The 15,671-nt window shown below is 36.0% G+C and carries 15 protein-coding genes and 1 pseudogene; 12 read left to right on the plus strand and 4 right to left on the minus strand.

Going from position 1 to position 15,671, the window contains the following annotated elements:
- Position 1: 1 nt before the first annotated feature.
- Both ACFIJZ_RS06340 and ACFIJZ_RS06345 read right to left on the minus strand, forming a co-directional pair.
- On the minus strand, positions 2–310 hold the full coding sequence (locus ACFIJZ_RS06340) for a type IV secretion system protein VirB3 (RefSeq protein ID WP_212112790.1): 309 nt from the start codon (positions 308–310) through the stop codon (positions 2–4).
- Positions 311–625 carry a TrbC/VirB2 family protein gene (locus ACFIJZ_RS06345; protein WP_375631336.1) on the minus strand — a complete coding sequence of 105 codons (315 nt, stop codon included), beginning with the start codon at positions 623–625 and terminating at the stop codon, positions 311–313.
- 398 nt (positions 626–1,023) lie between these two features.
- On the opposite strand from ACFIJZ_RS06345, the gene ACFIJZ_RS06350 reads away from it, so the two are divergent.
- Both ACFIJZ_RS06350 and ACFIJZ_RS06355 read left to right on the plus strand, forming a co-directional pair.
- The gene (locus tag ACFIJZ_RS06350; RefSeq protein WP_273790963.1) at positions 1,024–1,749 is read left to right on the plus strand and encodes a hypothetical protein; all 726 of its coding nucleotides are present in this window, start codon (positions 1,024–1,026) and stop codon (positions 1,747–1,749) included.
- A gap of 1,050 nt (positions 1,750–2,799) precedes the next feature.
- The gene (locus ACFIJZ_RS06355; RefSeq protein WP_375631349.1) at positions 2,800–3,030 is read left to right on the plus strand and encodes an EexN family lipoprotein; all 231 of its coding nucleotides are present in this window, start codon (positions 2,800–2,802) and stop codon (positions 3,028–3,030) included.
- Positions 3,031–4,046: 1,016 nt separating this feature from the next.
- On the opposite strand, the pseudogene ACFIJZ_RS06360 reads toward ACFIJZ_RS06355, so the two are convergent.
- Positions 4,047–4,401 (minus strand): annotated as a pseudogene (locus ACFIJZ_RS06360) (helix-turn-helix domain-containing protein).
- Positions 4,402–5,583: 1,182 nt separating this feature from the next.
- Here ACFIJZ_RS06360 and ACFIJZ_RS06365 point away from each other — a divergent pair.
- The 3 genes from ACFIJZ_RS06365 to ACFIJZ_RS06375 all read left to right on the plus strand — a co-directional run bounded on the left by ACFIJZ_RS06365 (position 5,584) and on the right by ACFIJZ_RS06375 (position 8,889).
- Positions 5,584–6,429 (plus strand): TIGR01459 family HAD-type hydrolase, encoded by an 846-nt coding sequence (locus ACFIJZ_RS06365; protein WP_273790965.1) that lies wholly within the window; start codon positions 5,584–5,586, stop codon positions 6,427–6,429.
- Positions 6,429–7,430 carry a bifunctional riboflavin kinase/FAD synthetase gene (locus ACFIJZ_RS06370; protein WP_273790966.1) on the plus strand — a complete coding sequence of 334 codons (1,002 nt, stop codon included), beginning with the start codon at positions 6,429–6,431 and terminating at the stop codon, positions 7,428–7,430. The genes ACFIJZ_RS06365 and ACFIJZ_RS06370 overlap by 1 nt, the downstream gene beginning before the upstream one ends.
- Before the next feature lie 1,318 nt (positions 7,431–8,748).
- Positions 8,749–8,889, plus strand: a complete 141-nt coding sequence (locus ACFIJZ_RS06375) for a hypothetical protein (protein WP_375631337.1) — start codon at positions 8,749–8,751, stop codon at positions 8,887–8,889.
- 655 nt (positions 8,890–9,544) lie between these two features.
- Here the strand turns inward: ACFIJZ_RS06375 and ACFIJZ_RS06380 are convergent.
- The gene (locus ACFIJZ_RS06380) at positions 9,545–9,874 is read right to left on the minus strand and encodes a TIGR01244 family sulfur transferase (protein ID WP_375631338.1); all 330 of its coding nucleotides are present in this window, start codon (positions 9,872–9,874) and stop codon (positions 9,545–9,547) included.
- A 994-nt stretch (positions 9,875–10,868) separates the two neighbouring features.
- Between ACFIJZ_RS06380 and parA the strand changes: the two genes are divergently transcribed.
- The 7 genes from parA (at position 10,869) to ACFIJZ_RS06415 (ending at position 15,073) form a co-directional block, all read left to right on the plus strand.
- Entirely contained in the window at positions 10,869–11,498 is a 630-nt protein-coding gene (parA, locus tag ACFIJZ_RS06385) for a ParA family partition ATPase (RefSeq protein WP_375631339.1), read from the plus strand.
- Positions 11,495–11,725, plus strand: coding sequence for a plasmid partition protein ParG (locus ACFIJZ_RS06390; RefSeq protein ID WP_273790969.1), 231 nt, complete (start codon positions 11,495–11,497; stop codon positions 11,723–11,725). The genes parA and ACFIJZ_RS06390 overlap by 4 nt, the downstream gene beginning before the upstream one ends.
- 1,093 nt (positions 11,726–12,818) lie before the next feature.
- On the plus strand, positions 12,819–13,106 hold the full coding sequence (locus tag ACFIJZ_RS06395) for an EexN family lipoprotein (protein ID WP_273790970.1): 288 nt from the start codon (positions 12,819–12,821) through the stop codon (positions 13,104–13,106).
- A 185-nt stretch (positions 13,107–13,291) separates the two neighbouring features.
- The gene (locus ACFIJZ_RS06400; RefSeq protein WP_375631340.1) at positions 13,292–13,504 is read left to right on the plus strand and encodes an EexN family lipoprotein; all 213 of its coding nucleotides are present in this window, start codon (positions 13,292–13,294) and stop codon (positions 13,502–13,504) included.
- Between the two features lie 47 nt (positions 13,505–13,551).
- Positions 13,552–13,821 (plus strand): EexN family lipoprotein, encoded by a 270-nt coding sequence (locus tag ACFIJZ_RS06405; RefSeq protein ID WP_375631341.1) that lies wholly within the window; start codon positions 13,552–13,554, stop codon positions 13,819–13,821.
- A 3-nt stretch (positions 13,822–13,824) separates the two neighbouring features.
- The gene (locus ACFIJZ_RS06410) at positions 13,825–14,043 is read left to right on the plus strand and encodes an EexN family lipoprotein (protein ID WP_273790972.1); all 219 of its coding nucleotides are present in this window, start codon (positions 13,825–13,827) and stop codon (positions 14,041–14,043) included.
- An 883-nt stretch (positions 14,044–14,926) separates the two neighbouring features.
- Positions 14,927–15,073: a hypothetical protein gene (locus ACFIJZ_RS06415; RefSeq protein WP_273790973.1), complete on the plus strand. Its 147-nt coding sequence runs from the start codon at positions 14,927–14,929 to the stop codon at positions 15,071–15,073.
- Positions 15,074–15,671: the final 598 nt, after the last annotated feature.

Genomic DNA, 15,671 nt, shown 5'->3' on the forward strand with positions numbered 1-15,671 from the left:
TTCAGCTTAGTTCCTTATAAGTGCGGATAAGGCGTAAAGGGGAGGTCGAACCTCCTCCCCATCTGTTGAGGTTTTTTTGTTTTCCTCGGGTATTGAGCCATGCAAATAATACGCGAAATTGGTTGTGATCATACTTTGTCACTTCTCGCAAAATAAAGTGCATCCCAATCCCAAGACCAAACATGGTAAAATCACTGGTCAAAATGAAAAGAATGGATGTCGCCATGACATTGAGCGCCATCGCTTCCATTGTAACACCAGCAAACATGGCTGGGCGCGTACAGGCAAGGAAAAGAGTATCTTCGTTCATTTATGCTGTGCTCGCTAATTTACCGACGAGAGCGGGGGCACCAAAAACAATAGCAATTCCCAGAACACAGTAAGCTGCTTTGCGTAAATCAATAAAGCCGTACATCCAACCAATCCCCACAGCAGCAACACATATAATAGCAATGAGCTTTGCCGTTGGACCCGTCATCATCGCAACAATGTTGCCTAAAACACCATCGAGCTTCCCGAAACCACCTCCATCAGCAGCTGCATAAGAAGGATCTGATACAAGCAATGCTGTAAAAAGCAGCATGGTCACGATAAAAATGATGTTTTGGAATCTATTATCTGTCATTTTACCTCTCTTTAACAAATAATATTTGTTCATATGTCGACATTCCATTGCCTCTAACAAACTGGAGAGTGTTGTCATTTGATGACAGTTTAATTCTCCTCATTTGTTTGTTTTAAAAGCCTTGATCGTGGATCTGTTCACTCTCAAGCTCTTCTTCTTAAAGAGACAGAAGTCTTTTCAAATTGAGATTGTGCTACATGAAAATGGCAATTTTAAGTTGTACTCGTTTGTAAAAACAACAATATTAAAACAATGCAAGAAGGAATATTATTCTTTACAAAGTGTAGTTAATATGCAACACAGATATTTGAATTTTTTCTTTAAAAACAAGGGGATTGCTGATAAATAATGTGAAAGGATAGAAAAACAATGAATTTTTTGAGCGAGCGTGTTAAGAAATGCTATTTAAATTGATTGTTATTGTTTACATTATGGGTTCCATAGTGTGGGGATTAAGCCAATATAAAGATAAAATGGATTTCAGCATTCTTAAAACATTTGAGACGCAAGATATACAAGATATTGTCGATCTCTATCGAGAAGAAAAAAAGTTGGGTAAATCTATCACCAAACAGCAATTAGAAAAAAATGAATCAGATCTCGATTTGCAGAAGAGTGTTTCATTAAACGATGTTGCAAATAATGCTGTTGTTTTTCATGGTAAGGCCTCTGTTACAAGTGGGGTTACATTTAAATTACTGACGCCTTCTGCACAATCTTGGCGATCACATATCATCCGTGATATTCATCTTTATGGTGTAGACACATGTGCACCCCGTCAAAAAGCAAGATTAAATGATCAAGAATGGCCCTGTGGTGTGGTTACAATGGCTTGGCTTGTCACCAAAACACTTGGGCAGGATTTATCCTGTAAACAGGCTTTGATGCACAATGGTGTTTATTATGCGCAATGTTTTGTTCAAGGGGTTGATTTAGCTGAGGCAGGTCTTACAGAAGGTATGTTGGTACTCTCAAAAGAGGGAAAAAATCCTATTCCAGCCCAGTATCATCATGCGGAAGAAAAAGCACGTGGCAACAAGATTGGTCTTTGGTCAAGTGATTTCACTGAACCTTTAAAATGGCGGAGAGATAATGGATCTTACAACCCCTTTGCAAGTCCGTGATTGGTTTTAACGAACATATTTACTTAAATCTTTATAGAGAAAGCTTTATCAATAAAATTGTACCAAACCATAGAGCAAATTTGAATAAACCGTGAGATTATTTTCGTTTATGAAGTAAATGGATGATACTTGCTTTTTCAGGGAGGTTTGCTCTCAAAATCGCTCTTCTATTTTTACTTATGTGTTTTATACAAGCAGGAAAACTTCATTGTTGGTGGCAAAGCATTTTTGAGTATTTGTGTTTGAAGGAGAAAGTGAGACGATAAAAAACGCTCAAGAAACGGATTTCTAGAGCGAAGTTGAAAAAGTGAAAAATGAACAGCCCCCAAAATGGGATAACGTTTGATATAACTGATAGAATATTTTACAATGCCTTAAAAGAATTCCTAGCAAAAGTTTTCTTCATCAGAATTTTATCTTCAGGATTGGATCACGTTTTTTACTTCTTTAAAAGTGATCAATCTGTTGCATTCCTTGAAAAGCTTTCATAATTATCTGCTTCTAAATTCAGATTTCTAAAAGATGGATGGATTTCAAGTAGACTCTACACGAAGAAATCTTCGTAAAAATGATTTGCCTTGTTGATTGTTTTCTATGTACCATAAAACGTTTCTATTTAAGCATTCGATGGGGGAACAATAATCAACATACAAATAGGTAAAAAGAGCTCATACTTTTTTGTTATGGCTTTGTGGTTCAATGATCGTGAGACTTAAGTATTATAATGCTCATAGGCTTTCTATAGGGCTAGGGGCGATGCCTATTGCAATGTAACTATTTGAAATCAGTTGAACAAAAGCATTAATGCGTCTTCTGATTTCGTCATTTGTGTTCAGTTTTGGCCCTTTCCCTTCTCATTGTATTTTATGACAAACTCATATGATAGCTATTGTGAGCTCTTCTTTGCGTTATTTTACTCAGAGTGTTCACTTTGAAAGCAAGTCAGTGATAGTGAGGCTGTATTCTCATACAGTGTGAAAATTCAACCCTCATTTGGGGGATGATATTAACAGATAAGATATTTAAAGAGGGATAAAATGAAAAAAAATTATTTTATTATGCACGGCTCTATTATTCGTCGTGGGGTGTGAAAAAAACTATAGCGTAGAAGATTTTAAAAAAGATGCAAAATTAAAAGAAGAATGGGGAACGAGGTGTTTTCTTTCAGGACAAGCTGTTAAGGAATCTAAAAACTGTCAAAATGTCTTACAAGCAGATACTGAAATGTTTTTCTCGCCAAAGCTTGATGTTACAGACAGTGGTCATGCATCTCAACAGTAAAGTGTGATATAAAAATTCTAAAATAAAGAAGTTACGGCTCAACGAATGCTCGCTTCTTCAATTGTTATAGCGGAATTTTTTATCATTTTTCATCTTTCAGATGAGCTCCCTAAATCATATTCGCAATCCTATTGTTTGTTTCAACTTTATCAGATTGAGGATTATGATCATGAGAGAACTAGATACATTGTCTTATAGAAATATCTCTCAAGGTATCCAAGCCTATTTTGCGACGCTGTTCGTAAAGGGTATAACGGTAAAGCCATTGAGCCCCCCATCTTTACGCTTCATAACGGAGTAAGCCTTGCACCATCACATAGTTTGCCAGCTCGTGGGTGTCGCTTACAGCTCTTGGTACTTGAGACGGTTCATTAGAGGCATTTTTAATTCTTACTTAATAGTTTTTATCCATACGCCTCTTCCCACTTGTAACCTGCAAGAGATATAGTTTTGGTTGATTCAACATGGAACAGATTTGAAATGAAAGAATCTTACGATATTCTGGATTCTCATTTAACATGTACAATAATGAATACTCATTATAAATCAACATGTTGCCTTATGATAGAGTTGCTGTAGCATTGAGATTTTAGAGGAAAAATATGCCTTTAAAACTTTATAACAGATACTAAGTCTTTATAGCAGGTATATTAATGCACATCATCTAAAATAAAGAGAGCGTCCATAGCGAAAAGGTAGCTCCTTTAAATACGGATAAATGCTTATTCTGTTGTGCTGTAAAACGCTATTGTTTGCGGCTGTGGTGATATAAGACATAAGACTTTATACATGGGGTGTTTTGATGAGAGAGTGTGATGAATATTCAAGGGAGGGCTTGCTTGTATAATTTTGTGAAAGGAACCATATGAAATGGGAATCTGAGAAGGAGCTGTTTTTGAGAAGGCGGATTATTCATCAACCGGTTTAAGGAGGGGGGCATCCTTTGAAGGTGTGGGGAGAAAGCCAAAAATAGGGCGTGTAGCACCCTATAGCTATGCTTTTAAAGCGTTTTAATTTTAATCACAAATTAAGTTTAAAATCGCTTTCTGTTTGACAGATGTGAGGACTCTAAAACTTTTTAAAAGCAAATATTCCTCTTTGCTCGAGGCGATTTCATCATAATGGTACGGGGTGTTGTCTTTTTTGATGATATCAGTGTAAAAAAAAGGCAAGTGGAACATTCAAAATATTGGAAATTTCCTTTAAACGCCCTGCGCTCACGCGATTTAAGCCTTTTTCATATTTCTGGATTTGTTGGAAAGTGACACCTAAATAATGCCCTAATGTTTTTTGAGACATTTTTAGCATGTTTCGCCTAAAGCGAATCTTTTTGCCTACAAAAAGATCAATATTAAGATTTGGAGCTTGCATTTTTCCCCCACCGGTTGCGAGCGCCCTCGCATGAGTATTCCGGGAGTTAAAAGTACTGAACTCAAATCAGCATTTTGCTTTTAGTGCTGAGAAGAACTTGGACATAGCAAAATCTCCCGGAATTCCGAGATACCCGCAAAGCGAGGTCAATTCATGTTTGAGTTTTCAGGCTTTTAATCCCTATTGGTCGTTGCGTATGCGACCAAGACACTTTCTGACTCATAAAGTAATTTTAGGAGATTGGCAATAAAAATAGTTTTTCTTGAGACGGACAAGATTTTTCCAAATGAGAGGTTGTTTGCCTTTCAAACTTTTAAGGTTTGCTTACTAAACGCATGACATCAGATATGCATTTTACGAAGGTAAACCTTGGTTTTTAAGCTCAAGGCACCGCTTACGGTGTTGCTCTTAACCAATAACCAAAATGGCTTGTTTTGATGCGTCTGAGATATCATGATGATAGGGGAAAGCTTTTATGAGTAAAGAGCCCTCATGCAAAATAAACTCAAAACATTATAGATCTGATTGTTGTATATTCACACATTTTTTTAAGAAGATATTTCTCAATGTTAGCGCCTATTTTACAATGGTGCTTCGTAAAGTGTGTAGTGTAAAAGCCTCTATGAATGGGATAAAAGCTATATTGAAAAAAAGATGCTCGGACGGCATATACTCTCGGCCAGTTCAAAATATTACGACAGTTTTTGCCTTTGAAAGGGAGCATAAGAGCTATTTTTTCTTTCTTCACGTGTTTTTATCTGTACGCTCTCCGTTTATAATGTGTAAGTCAATAGTTTTGATTGATTCAATATAAACGGATTTGAAATGAGAAAATATATTGGGCTTTCTCATGATGCATGTTTTTAAGAGGGGGATACGTTTATTTTCTCAGTGAAGAATTTGAGTATTTTAGATAAAAAACTCTACCAACGTCGTTGTTGTTAGAATTAAAATTTTTATGAGAAAAATGAGCATTGGGGAATGATAAGCTTTTGCTATCAAGCATTTTAGAATTTTGCACAACTTAATAATAACTTAGTTATTTTATCATTTCTTATGATCTCTATAGACGATAAAAAGTTGGGATATGGTTTGAGAAAGCAGATGACACAAGTATTATCTTTCGGTAAGTAATTTTGAAGTAAAAGACAGCTTTAAATGACAAATAGAGATAGGTGCACCATGAATGAAGTTACCCATATTGAGACTATTATAGCGCATTATGATGCTGTTTTTTGTGATGTGTGGGGTGTTGTGCATAACGGTGTACATGCATTTGAACCAGCGTTGAAGGCGTTGTATAAAATCCGACAAATGGGAAAAACTGTCATTTTATTGACCAATTCTCCTCGGCTACGGGAAGATGTTGCTGCTCAATTACAAAGTATGAATGTTCATAGCGACTATTATGATGCCATTATCACTTCAGGGGATGTAACGCGCGATCTTATTCTGACTGCTCCGCGTAAAGTTTTTTTCATTGGTCCACAGCATGATTTGGTGCTGTTTGAAGGGTTAGAGTGTGAATTTGTTGAAGAATGGGAGGCTTCTGTTGTCGTCTGTAGCGGTTTTCTTGAAGATTTTGACGAAGAACCCTCTGCTTATGAGGAGATGTTTCGTCGCATGCGGTCGCGGAATTTACCTTTTATTTGTGCGAACCCAGATGTGATTGTCCATTATGGAAATAAAGAATTTTGGTGCGCTGGTGCATTGGCTCGTCTTTATCAACAATTAGGGGGGGAGGTGCGCATTGCTGGAAAACCTCACGCGCCTATTTATGAATGTGCCTTTGAAAAACTTCAAAAAGTACGGGGAACAGTAGAAAAAAGTCAAGTTTTAGCTATTGGTGATGGTCTTTTAACGGATATTAAGGGGGCGGCTCATTTTGGTCTTGATGCCCTTTATATTATGGGGGGGATTCATCATTATGATTATACGCAAAATGGTGTGGTTGATAAGCAAGCTTTGCATTCTTTTCTTGAACGTCATGGTTATAAACCACAAGCAATCATGTGGGCACTTCAGTAATGACTAATTTTTTGCGTCTTCAGGGAATTCATATGTTTCCCTCGGCTTGGCGGGGAGCAGTGTTGGCACTTGGAAATTTTGATGGTGTTCATTGCGGACATCAGGTGGTGTTGCAAAAAGCGCTTGATTTCGCCCGTATAAAAAAGAAACCAGCAGTTGTTTTAACCTTTGAACCCCATCCAAGAAGTTTTTTTCAACATTCAGCTCCTGTCTATCGTTTGACAGAGGCAGCTGAAAAAGCTGAAATTTTTAAAACCCTTGGCTTTGACTGCGTGATTGAACAGCCGTTTGATGCACAGTTTGCCGCTCTTTCAGCGGACGAATTTATCAAGTCGTTTTTAAAGGAAGTTTTTGATGTTTCAGTTGTGGTGACAGGCGAAAATTTTCAATTTGGTCATCAGAAAAGCGGAAATGTACATCTTCTTTGCCAAAGGGGAGAGAAATATGGATTTGAGGTTGTGCAAGTTTCTTGCGTTTCTCGTTCTCAAGATTCACAACCTTTGATCATTTCTTCTAGTTTTATTCGGCAACTTCTCTCACAAGGGGAAGTGGACAAAGCAGCCCATTTATTAGGGTATCACTATCGGATACGCTCCAATATTATTCAAGGTGAAAAACTTGGACGTCTTTTGGGATTTCCTACCGCTAATCAAATGTTACCTCCCCAAGTTCGTTTGGCTCATGGTGTTTATGCGGTACGTTTGCGTCGTGCGAACGGTGTTTTGTATGATGGTGTTGCAAGCTTTGGTTGTCGTCCAACGGTTGTTAAAGATGGTGCTCCCCTTTTGGAAACCTATTTGTTTGACTTTAACGACGACCTTTATGGGGAAAGCTGTACCGTTTCTTTTTTCCAGTTTTTGCGAGGACAAGAAAAATTTGATGGGCTTGAACCTTTGATTGCGCAAATGCATCGTGATGAAAAAAAAGCAAAAGAAATTTTAAAGACAGTACAACCATTATCAACGTTGGATAGGCTGCTTACTTTTAAAAATATGTCCTAAACTGATCTGAAAAAGAGAGAAGAGCTGTAAAAATAGCACTTAAAGTGATTATAATCACAAACATATATTCCAAAACATCGTGGAATATATGTTTTTTCCGTTGTTGAGAGGGAGAATCGAATATCTGAAGATCTGATTTTGGCATCATTTTTTTCAAAGTTAACTTTATGGTTTTTGTTGTCATTCAAAACTTTACTGCTTGTTTCTTTCTGATACGTTAAAACTCATCATAAAAGATGCAGTAAAGAATAAGCAACCAGCCTATTTAGCAATAATAGACGTGAAGAAGGAGAAAGGCTGTTTTTAAAACTTCTTGCGATTTTAAGCTTATAGTTTGATAAAATTTAATTGATGACTTTTTTTATTTTAAAAGTTTATTGTTTCTTTTTTCTAATTTGGCTTATTATGTCATTTATGCCGTATCATCGTTTATGATGAGAGTTGGTTCGTGTAACCTTACGCATGTGATATTTTGTATTATGTAATGAATATTTTTACAAAAGTTTTGTTTGTCGAGTCTTGTGAAGAAGATTTAGTGCTCAGCAGCAGTTTTCGTGCTAACCAATCACGTAAACGAGAATGAAGCTGCTGGAAAATGCTTTAAGTTTCGTTTCTCTTGTATATTGTGATGGGGAATGCATATTAAGGAGACTGCGATTGATTGTAGATAAAAGAAATCATTGCGAGAAAGCAGGTGTATTTGTTTCAAAATTTCTAATGCTTTTGATGGATAAAGGCACAATTTTGTTGTCGTAACACGTCAATCTTTCAGATTTTCAAGTTAAAAACTATCCATATATTTCCTTTGTCTTTCACAAATGTAACGCCTATAATGAAAAGGAAAGACAGTCTTGTAAGGATATGAAAACACAAAGCCAATAATGTTTTGTTGTTTTTTGATAGAAATATTGGATAAAAGTTAGAACATCTTTCCAATCTATGTTCGGTCTATTCGTGACTTTATGGTGTTGTTTTTCTTATAAAACTTTTTCTTTAGTGTTCCTCAACGCGAGCAGTATGTTTGAGATAAGGATTAAGGCGCTTTAATGCTCTCTCTACTGTTACAGCTTTTGTATGCTAGATGAGGAGAGCCCTATTGCATTATCCATTTGCGTAATCTCTGAAACCGGTTTACAGCCTTATTGGGAAAAAATATGAAGTTATAAAGGGGAAAATCAGTCCAGATGACAGTCTTTTTTAAATTCGGCTTTGCTACTTTCAAAAGGGTCCAGAGCAATATCTCTTAAATCATGAAAATAACAGCTTCAGGCTTTTGTTGTTCTTTGAATAGGATATCACGCCCCACAGGTAAAATAAAATGCTGGAATATCCTTGTTTTGCTAATTTATGCGCTTCTTTTGAAGAAATATCTCTCAACGCTTCCCATATTCATTTTCATGATGGCACTCATGAATGGTATCGTGCAAGCTTCGTTGAGCGCTATCATCTTTATGCCTAATAAAAGAGCAATCCGACACCATCCGTTATATTGACAAGCCTTCAGTTTTGTACAGTCTTGGCTATTTGAGAGCGTTTATGAGAGTTTGTTCTTAACTCGTTTTATTTCACACGAATACTTCCTGCTTGTGACATGCAAGAAACACGCTTTTGATTGCTTCACTATAAATAGGTTTGAGAGAATCTTACGGTATTAGGATTTATCATTCAACGTGCAAAATAATTAATTGTTATAAATCAATATGTTGTAGTTAATCATAGATTATGGCTTACGGCTTTTTTTATAAAATACTCTGCACGCCTTTTATTCGGAATATGGGGCTTTCTTAGTGGTTTTACTGTCGTTTTAGGTGTCTGTGGCGTACGAATGAGCTCGTATTGGTAAAGGAAGAGAAAAAGAAGGTGGAGCAGTGATAAAAAGTGAGGTGAAAATAATTTTCTTTGATCATCATATGAATTTTCACGCATTTTTATGGCGTCGGGTGTGCATGCTTGTTGTATATTGAGGAGCAAAGCTTGCTTGTAGAGTTTTATGAAGTGGCAAGCCAAGGGAAAGGCGCAAGACAAAGATTATTGACAGATTGTTTTTTACAAATCGATGTGTATTTAAGAATTTTCGTCTTTTAAGGCGAGGAGGAAGTGTGCGAACCCTCTGTTTAAAGACGCGCTAAGCGATAAAGATGCAGCGAGCGTGATCCGTGATGACAATAGGCAAGAAGAGGCAGAGAGGCTGTTTTTAAAATTGTTTGCATGGCTTCAACAGCTGACTTTTCTATAGTTGGAGGAGAAATGGGAATGTGATAGGCTTTTATGCCATATTCATTTGCGATCGTTTTAATGCTAGAAAAGTCAGGTTGATGGAGCTCTTCGTGATCGGGGCGGTTACAGATAATTGTTTTAAAACCAGCTTGTGCCAATGTTTTGATATTTTCTATGCTAAGTTGGGCGCTGATAAAAATATCAGGTTCAATTTGTTGTAAATTCATTTTTGTTTATTCCCAATTGCATGATCTTCACGATACCCTCTGGTCTGGTATATAGAAAGAACATAATGAAGGTAAGTTTTTCAGTGGCATCTTAACAAAAATATTCTTTTTGTCGAGAAAATCTATTTGGGAAAAATGAGCTATAAGATGCAAAATATCTCACTCCGCAACATGTTCGTTATGCGATTTATGAAAGACGGATGTTTGGTCTTTGTGGATAATCTATAGTGTTTACTAAACATAGACATTTCATTGTGTTGCTTGTTTACGTGCTTGCTAGAGGCACCCTTATTTCTCTTAAGCCCATTTTACTCTGTCGAGCGTCAAAGAGTATAAAATTCATGGATCACCACCCTTTTTACGCTTATGAAGAAGGAAGTCGGCACCTATTATATTTGCCAGCCCCCAATATTGTAATAGTTCTTGGTACTGGAGATTCTGCATAAGAAGCATTTTAAATCCTTTTTTGTACAGTTCTTGCCCACACGCCAGCCCTGCTTGTACGTACAAGAGATATGATTTTGATTAATTTAATATAAGAGGCATGAAATGAGAGAATCTTCCTGATTTCGGCTCTCTCATTCAACGTGCAAAACAATGAATTCTCCTTATAGTTTGTTGTATATTCAGAGTGGAGCTTGCTTGTAGAGTTGTATTAAGTGGATAGCATGAAGGGAGAAGCCCAAAAGGCCGGCGCAAAATAAGAAGCTGGATCATTTACAGCGCATTGTTTACAGATCGACATGGATTTAAGAATCTTCGTTTTAGGGAGGGGGAAGAAGAGCATGCCTCTTTTAAATTTATTTTGTTCTTTTCAAGAATATCATCTTCATAATGTTTTTGCTCATGCTAAAAGAATATTATAAAAAAATTGCGGGCTATTGTTATTTATCCTAAAAATAGGAGAAATGGTTATTTTGCACGTATTGGATGCTTGTTTCTTTTATTACTTTCTGTATAATCGTAAAAACGATAATGCTGAAAGGCGTAATAAATGATTATTGGACTTTTGAATCAAAAGGGAGGTGTCGGAAAAACGACGTTGAGTGTTAATCTTGCGGCCAGTTTTGCCCGTACCGGTTCACGGGTATTGCTTATTGATGTTGATCCACAGGGAAGCGCATTGGATTGGGCTGCTGCGCGTGAAGGTGCACCTTTGTTTTCGGTTATTGGTTTACCGCGTGCAACGGTTCACAAAGAGATTACACAGATTGGTCATGGTTATGATCATATTATTATCGATGGTCCTCCGCGTGTAACTGATCTTGCTCGTAGTGCTCTTATGGCTTCGGATTTGGTGCTTATACCTGTTTTGCCTAGTCCCTATGATATTTGGGCAGCGGATGGAATTGTAAAGCTGATTGACGAAGCACGTGTTTATAAAGAAAATCTCAAATCTGCTTTTGTTATTAATCGTAAAATAGTCAATACAGCGATAGGGCGTGATGTGAACGAAGCTCTTGGCATATACCCTGTGCATGTTCTTTCTTCTAGCGTTGCGCAGCGCGTGATTTTTGCAGAAGCAGCAGCACAGGGGAAGGCGGTTTATGAAGTTGATAAGCAAGGACCAGCAGCAGCAGAGATTGAAGCGGTTGCAGCCGAAATCAAGGAGTTAGCGCGATGAATAAAAAAATTAAAATTGGCACAAAACCAACGAATAAATCAATTCCTTTAACAGCGGATGCATGGGTAGGAAGCCACAAAGGGAGCATGAGTGGAGGTATGAAGCGCCTCACGATTGATATACCAGAAAGTTTGCATCGGTTGATTAAGGTCAGTTGTGCAAGTCGTGGAACTAAAATAGCTGATGAGGTCCGCGAATTGCTTTCACAAAAATACGGAAAAGTGTAAAAAATGATACGATAATTTCGTTGGTTTGAGTGCTTTTTCTAGAGATGATATCGATTGTTTTTATACGAAGTTAATAATAAAAGTGCTCTTCTTTTTTCACGATGGTTGCTTCATTCAAGTTGTTTTTCATAAGGTTCTGTATCATCGCATGAAAGAGCTATGAGTTTGCGAAAAATTCTCCGTTTCAAACTTTTCCCTATAAATGTGATAATCATCATACTACTTGTGATCTTATCCGCTAGATGAGTAGATAAGTTTATTCTTCCATAAAAATTATCTTGATAATGATTTTAAACATCAGGTTATTTTTTTGTTTATTGTACTTAATACATGCGTAAATAATGTAATTAAGAGTAGCGTTGATTATTTTTTTCTGTTATGCAGCAATCCGTTTTATTAAATTATATTCATTGTTTATAAAGGGGGGGCTAAAAATAAGTAAAATTTACTGATATTGACGCGCTATAAGTTTTCCTAATAAACAAAAGAAGTCATTGAGCATATTATAGACAATATTTCTTACATTTATATGATTTTATAGTCTTAAATAGTTAATGCCAGTCGTAATGGTACGCAAGGCAATAGGCTTTTTTCTTCAATTGGAATGTATAAGATCGCTTTTTTAGCATTTCTATTGGCTTTTAAAAAGTACAGGGGGGGACTTAAAGCTTTCTTTCTTTTCCGGTGGTTTAGAAATGATAAGAGCGCAATCTGTTGATTAAAAGGTGTATTTTTTCGTTTGCAGGGAATTTGCAATGGATATAGGCATGACGAATTTTGGGTAAGATATCGTGCTGCTTCTCGTTACCAAGAGGTTCTTGAAGGAAAAGAAATGATTAAAAAGCTTTTTGAGAATGTCAAGATATCAGAATTTTTGCTGAAGTTTTAACACTTCAAATACAAAGAGCTGCCGTGCAGATAATGTTACAAATACAAGTCTGATAAATGAAAGGCAGTTTTCATGATTTAACATGTTTGCGTTGGAAGTGTACGTATTTGCAAAGGAAAATTAGACGCAAGGTTACAATATAGGAGGGGATGTGAATCCAAAGATATTGTTAATAAAATATAAAACAAAGAGAGGGGTTAAATCATGAACAAGATCATTATAACAGCGCTACTGCTTTGCGTGGGACTTGTCGTTTCTGGTTGTGAAAAAACTTATAGCGTAGCAGAATTTAAGAAAGATAAAAAATTGATGCAAGAATGGGGAAAGAAATGCGATAAAATGGGCCCCTCTGCTTTTGCAACCAAGAATTGTCAAAATGTCATGCAAGCCGATATGGAACTTTTTCAAGAGCATTATAGAAATCTTGCAAAGGAACTTCGTGAAAGTAGCAAAAAGGGGAATGAAACTGAAAAACAGCAGGACAATAATTAAATCATAAAAATATATTGATAGCGGTATTTTTCTTTGTACGCGATTATCATCATAGATTGGGAAAAATCGCGCACAGAAGTGGATTTTAAAATTTTTGAAAATGCACAATGAACCGAATGTACAATTTTAATCGGGTGCTAAATTGTGTCCTAAACTTTGTAAATTTGAAAAAGGGGAATTTATTGATGAATAAAGCCATTATTATAGCATTGCTGCTTTGTACTGGACTTGTTGTTGCTGGTTGTGAAAAAACTTACAGCGTAGAAGAATTTAAAACAAATGAAAAATTATACGAGGAATGGGCAAAAAAATGTGAGAAGGATGATTCACCGCTCAAATCCTCTCAAAATTGTAAAAACCTTCGACAAGCATATGTAGAACTTTTTTTAAGGCCCTAAATTATGTCCTAAACTTTGTAAATTTGAAAAAAAGGGGAATTTTATTGATGAATAAAGCCATTATTACAGCATTGCTGCTTTGTACTGGACTTGTCGTTGCTGGTTGTGAAAAAACTTATAGCGTAGCAGAGTTTAAGAAAGATCCAAAATTACTCGAGCAATGGGCAATGAAATGCATGATATCAGGGGATTTAGATTCTCAAAATTGTAAAAACGCAGATAAAGCGTATCGTGAAGTTCATGCCCGAGATTGGCCTGGTTCGAGCTTTGTACATGATGACGAGAAAAACACTGAAGAGAAAAAGGAAGGGAATTAAATCATGAATAAAGCCATTATTATAGCATTGCTGGTTTGTACTGGACTTGTCGTTGCTGGTTGCGAAAAAACTTACAGCGTAGCGGAATTTAAGAAAGATAAAACATTACTCGAAGAGTGGGCAAAAAAATGTGAAAAGCTGGATCAATCTTCTATGGAGAAATCTAAAAATTGCCAACATGCCAGACAAGCATATATGGAACTTATGTTTGGCATTCATTAAAAACATACAGTTCAATAAGTAAGGAATTATTTAGTTCTTGATTCTATTGCGTTTTTTAGGCTCTCTCTAACTTTTAGAGAGTCTTTTTATGGCTTCAAGAATTAGTCGTTTACGATCTGTACTCTTTGTGTAAACGGATGTTATACTGTCATTTGTTCAGCCCAAAAGTGCTTTCAATTGTAGATAGTATTTCCTCCCAATGAGTTGTTACGTGTTACTGCTAATTTTTTAATGTTTTGGTTACATGTATTTAAAATATGAGATTAAATTTATCTTTGGGGTGTTTTTTTGCCTTTATCACAAATAAATGTTTCATCACACTAAGATCGTCTTTAAGCGTTGCGGCTAATTTCGGAAAAATTGGGAGGAAACATTTGTTTGGGAATTACTTTTCTCTGTTTTAATAAAGAGAAAAACATTCTGAATGTAATTATTATCGTTTCATACTCAAATGTTTTTCTCAAACTATTTTAAAAAATTGCTTTTGATTTGAGAATATTATAACATTAGTTAAGATGTGATGCAGTTTTGCTAGGACGGTTTTGCCGGATTTGTGAGGAATTGAGCGCCTTCCACACCTTTTTATTTTTCCCCTCTCTTTTCTGAGTTTGCAAGGGTTTCCCTTGTTATTTTTTTATCTTGATTGTGTCGTAATATTATCATGTTGAGCGGTGGAGCTCATATAAAAATTTACGTATGAGGTGTTTTTTGTTCTCGAGTGTGTGATGAATATTTTTTTGAATAACACTTTTATTTATAAAAATAATTTAATTATTTTATACTGAATAAGGATCTCGAATATAGTAAGATTCTCTTATTCCAAATCTGTTCTAGGTTGAATCAATTAAAACCATCTGCTTGCACGTTACAAGCATGGAGAACCGTGTGGATAAAAACTGTTGAAGAAAGAAGTAAAAATGCCTCTTATGAACGATCTCAAGTGCTAAAGATTGTTGCAACATTTGGGGCTGGAAAAGTGTGTGATGCTGCTGGTTTATTTTCTCATAAGGGTAAAGATGGTTTTCAATAGATTTATTATAAGCTTCATGAAATATTATCCTTTAAAATTGTGATATGCCCTGAAGGGGGGAAGCAAGAGGAGCTTACTCAATAATGGAGACAAAGTATTTACAGATCGGATCTGGTAGAAAATTTCGTTTTTTAAGGTGGGAATGAAGTTGAGATTCAAGATAGCGTGAAAAGACGGACACTGATGGTTAAAAATGCATACAAAAAGCAGAGTTTACACTCAAATAGTTGCAAGTGATGTTTGAAATTGGGTGTGTGGTTTATCTGTAGAATTAAAATTTTTCTTTGATCTTATGTGAAATTAAGATGCTTATTTGCGCAAACTACAATAAGCCAAGAGAGTATGCTTAGTATATTTCTATTACGAGAACTAAAATAACAACAAAAGCATTGATGGTGATAATTAAGGTTGAGTAAAGCATAGCGGCTTTTACGAGATCAGCCATAAAAACCTCTTTCTGTTCTTTTTGAGGTGATTTTATGAATAACAATATGTTACATATCTGTAATATATGCTGCTACAATATATTCGGCAAGCTTAAAATCGTTCCTTTTTTATAAAAGCTTAAGGAGTGGGAGTATTGTGAATCCTAAAAAAG

Origin of the sequence: Bartonella sp. CL70QHWL, from assembly GCF_042194855.1 — a bacterium.
GTDB lineage: Bacteria > Pseudomonadota > Alphaproteobacteria > Rhizobiales > Rhizobiaceae > Bartonella.

Bases quoted from the DNA above. Each gene is read 5' to 3' on its own strand.
- ACFIJZ_RS06400 (WP_375631340.1), top strand. From the start codon at position 13,292: ATGAATAAAGCCATTATTATAGCATTGCTGCTTTGTACTGGACTTGTT.
- ACFIJZ_RS06410 (WP_273790972.1), top strand. From the start codon at position 13,825: ATGAATAAAGCCATTATTATAGCATTGCTGGTTTGTACTGGACTTGTC.
- ACFIJZ_RS06345 (WP_375631336.1), bottom strand. From the start codon at position 625: ATGACAGATAATAGATTCCAAAACATCATTTTTATCGTGACCATGCTG.
- ACFIJZ_RS06370 (WP_273790966.1), top strand. From the start codon at position 6,429: ATGACTAATTTTTTGCGTCTTCAGGGAATTCATATGTTTCCCTCGGCT.
- ACFIJZ_RS06350 (WP_273790963.1), top strand. From the start codon at position 1,024: ATGCTATTTAAATTGATTGTTATTGTTTACATTATGGGTTCCATAGTG.
- ACFIJZ_RS06390 (WP_273790969.1), top strand. From the start codon at position 11,495: ATGAATAAAAAAATTAAAATTGGCACAAAACCAACGAATAAATCAATT.
- ACFIJZ_RS06340 (WP_212112790.1), bottom strand. From the start codon at position 310: ATGAACGAAGATACTCTTTTCCTTGCCTGTACGCGCCCAGCCATGTTT.
- ACFIJZ_RS06405 (WP_375631341.1), top strand. From the start codon at position 13,552: ATGAATAAAGCCATTATTACAGCATTGCTGCTTTGTACTGGACTTGTC.
- ACFIJZ_RS06375 (WP_375631337.1), top strand. From the start codon at position 8,749: ATGCTGGAATATCCTTGTTTTGCTAATTTATGCGCTTCTTTTGAAGAA.
- ACFIJZ_RS06380 (WP_375631338.1), bottom strand. From the start codon at position 9,874: ATGAATTTACAACAAATTGAACCTGATATTTTTATCAGCGCCCAACTT.
- ACFIJZ_RS06395 (WP_273790970.1), top strand. From the start codon at position 12,819: ATGAACAAGATCATTATAACAGCGCTACTGCTTTGCGTGGGACTTGTC.
- ACFIJZ_RS06365 (WP_273790965.1), top strand. From the start codon at position 5,584: ATGAATGAAGTTACCCATATTGAGACTATTATAGCGCATTATGATGCT.
- parA (WP_375631339.1), top strand. From the start codon at position 10,869: ATGATTATTGGACTTTTGAATCAAAAGGGAGGTGTCGGAAAAACGACG.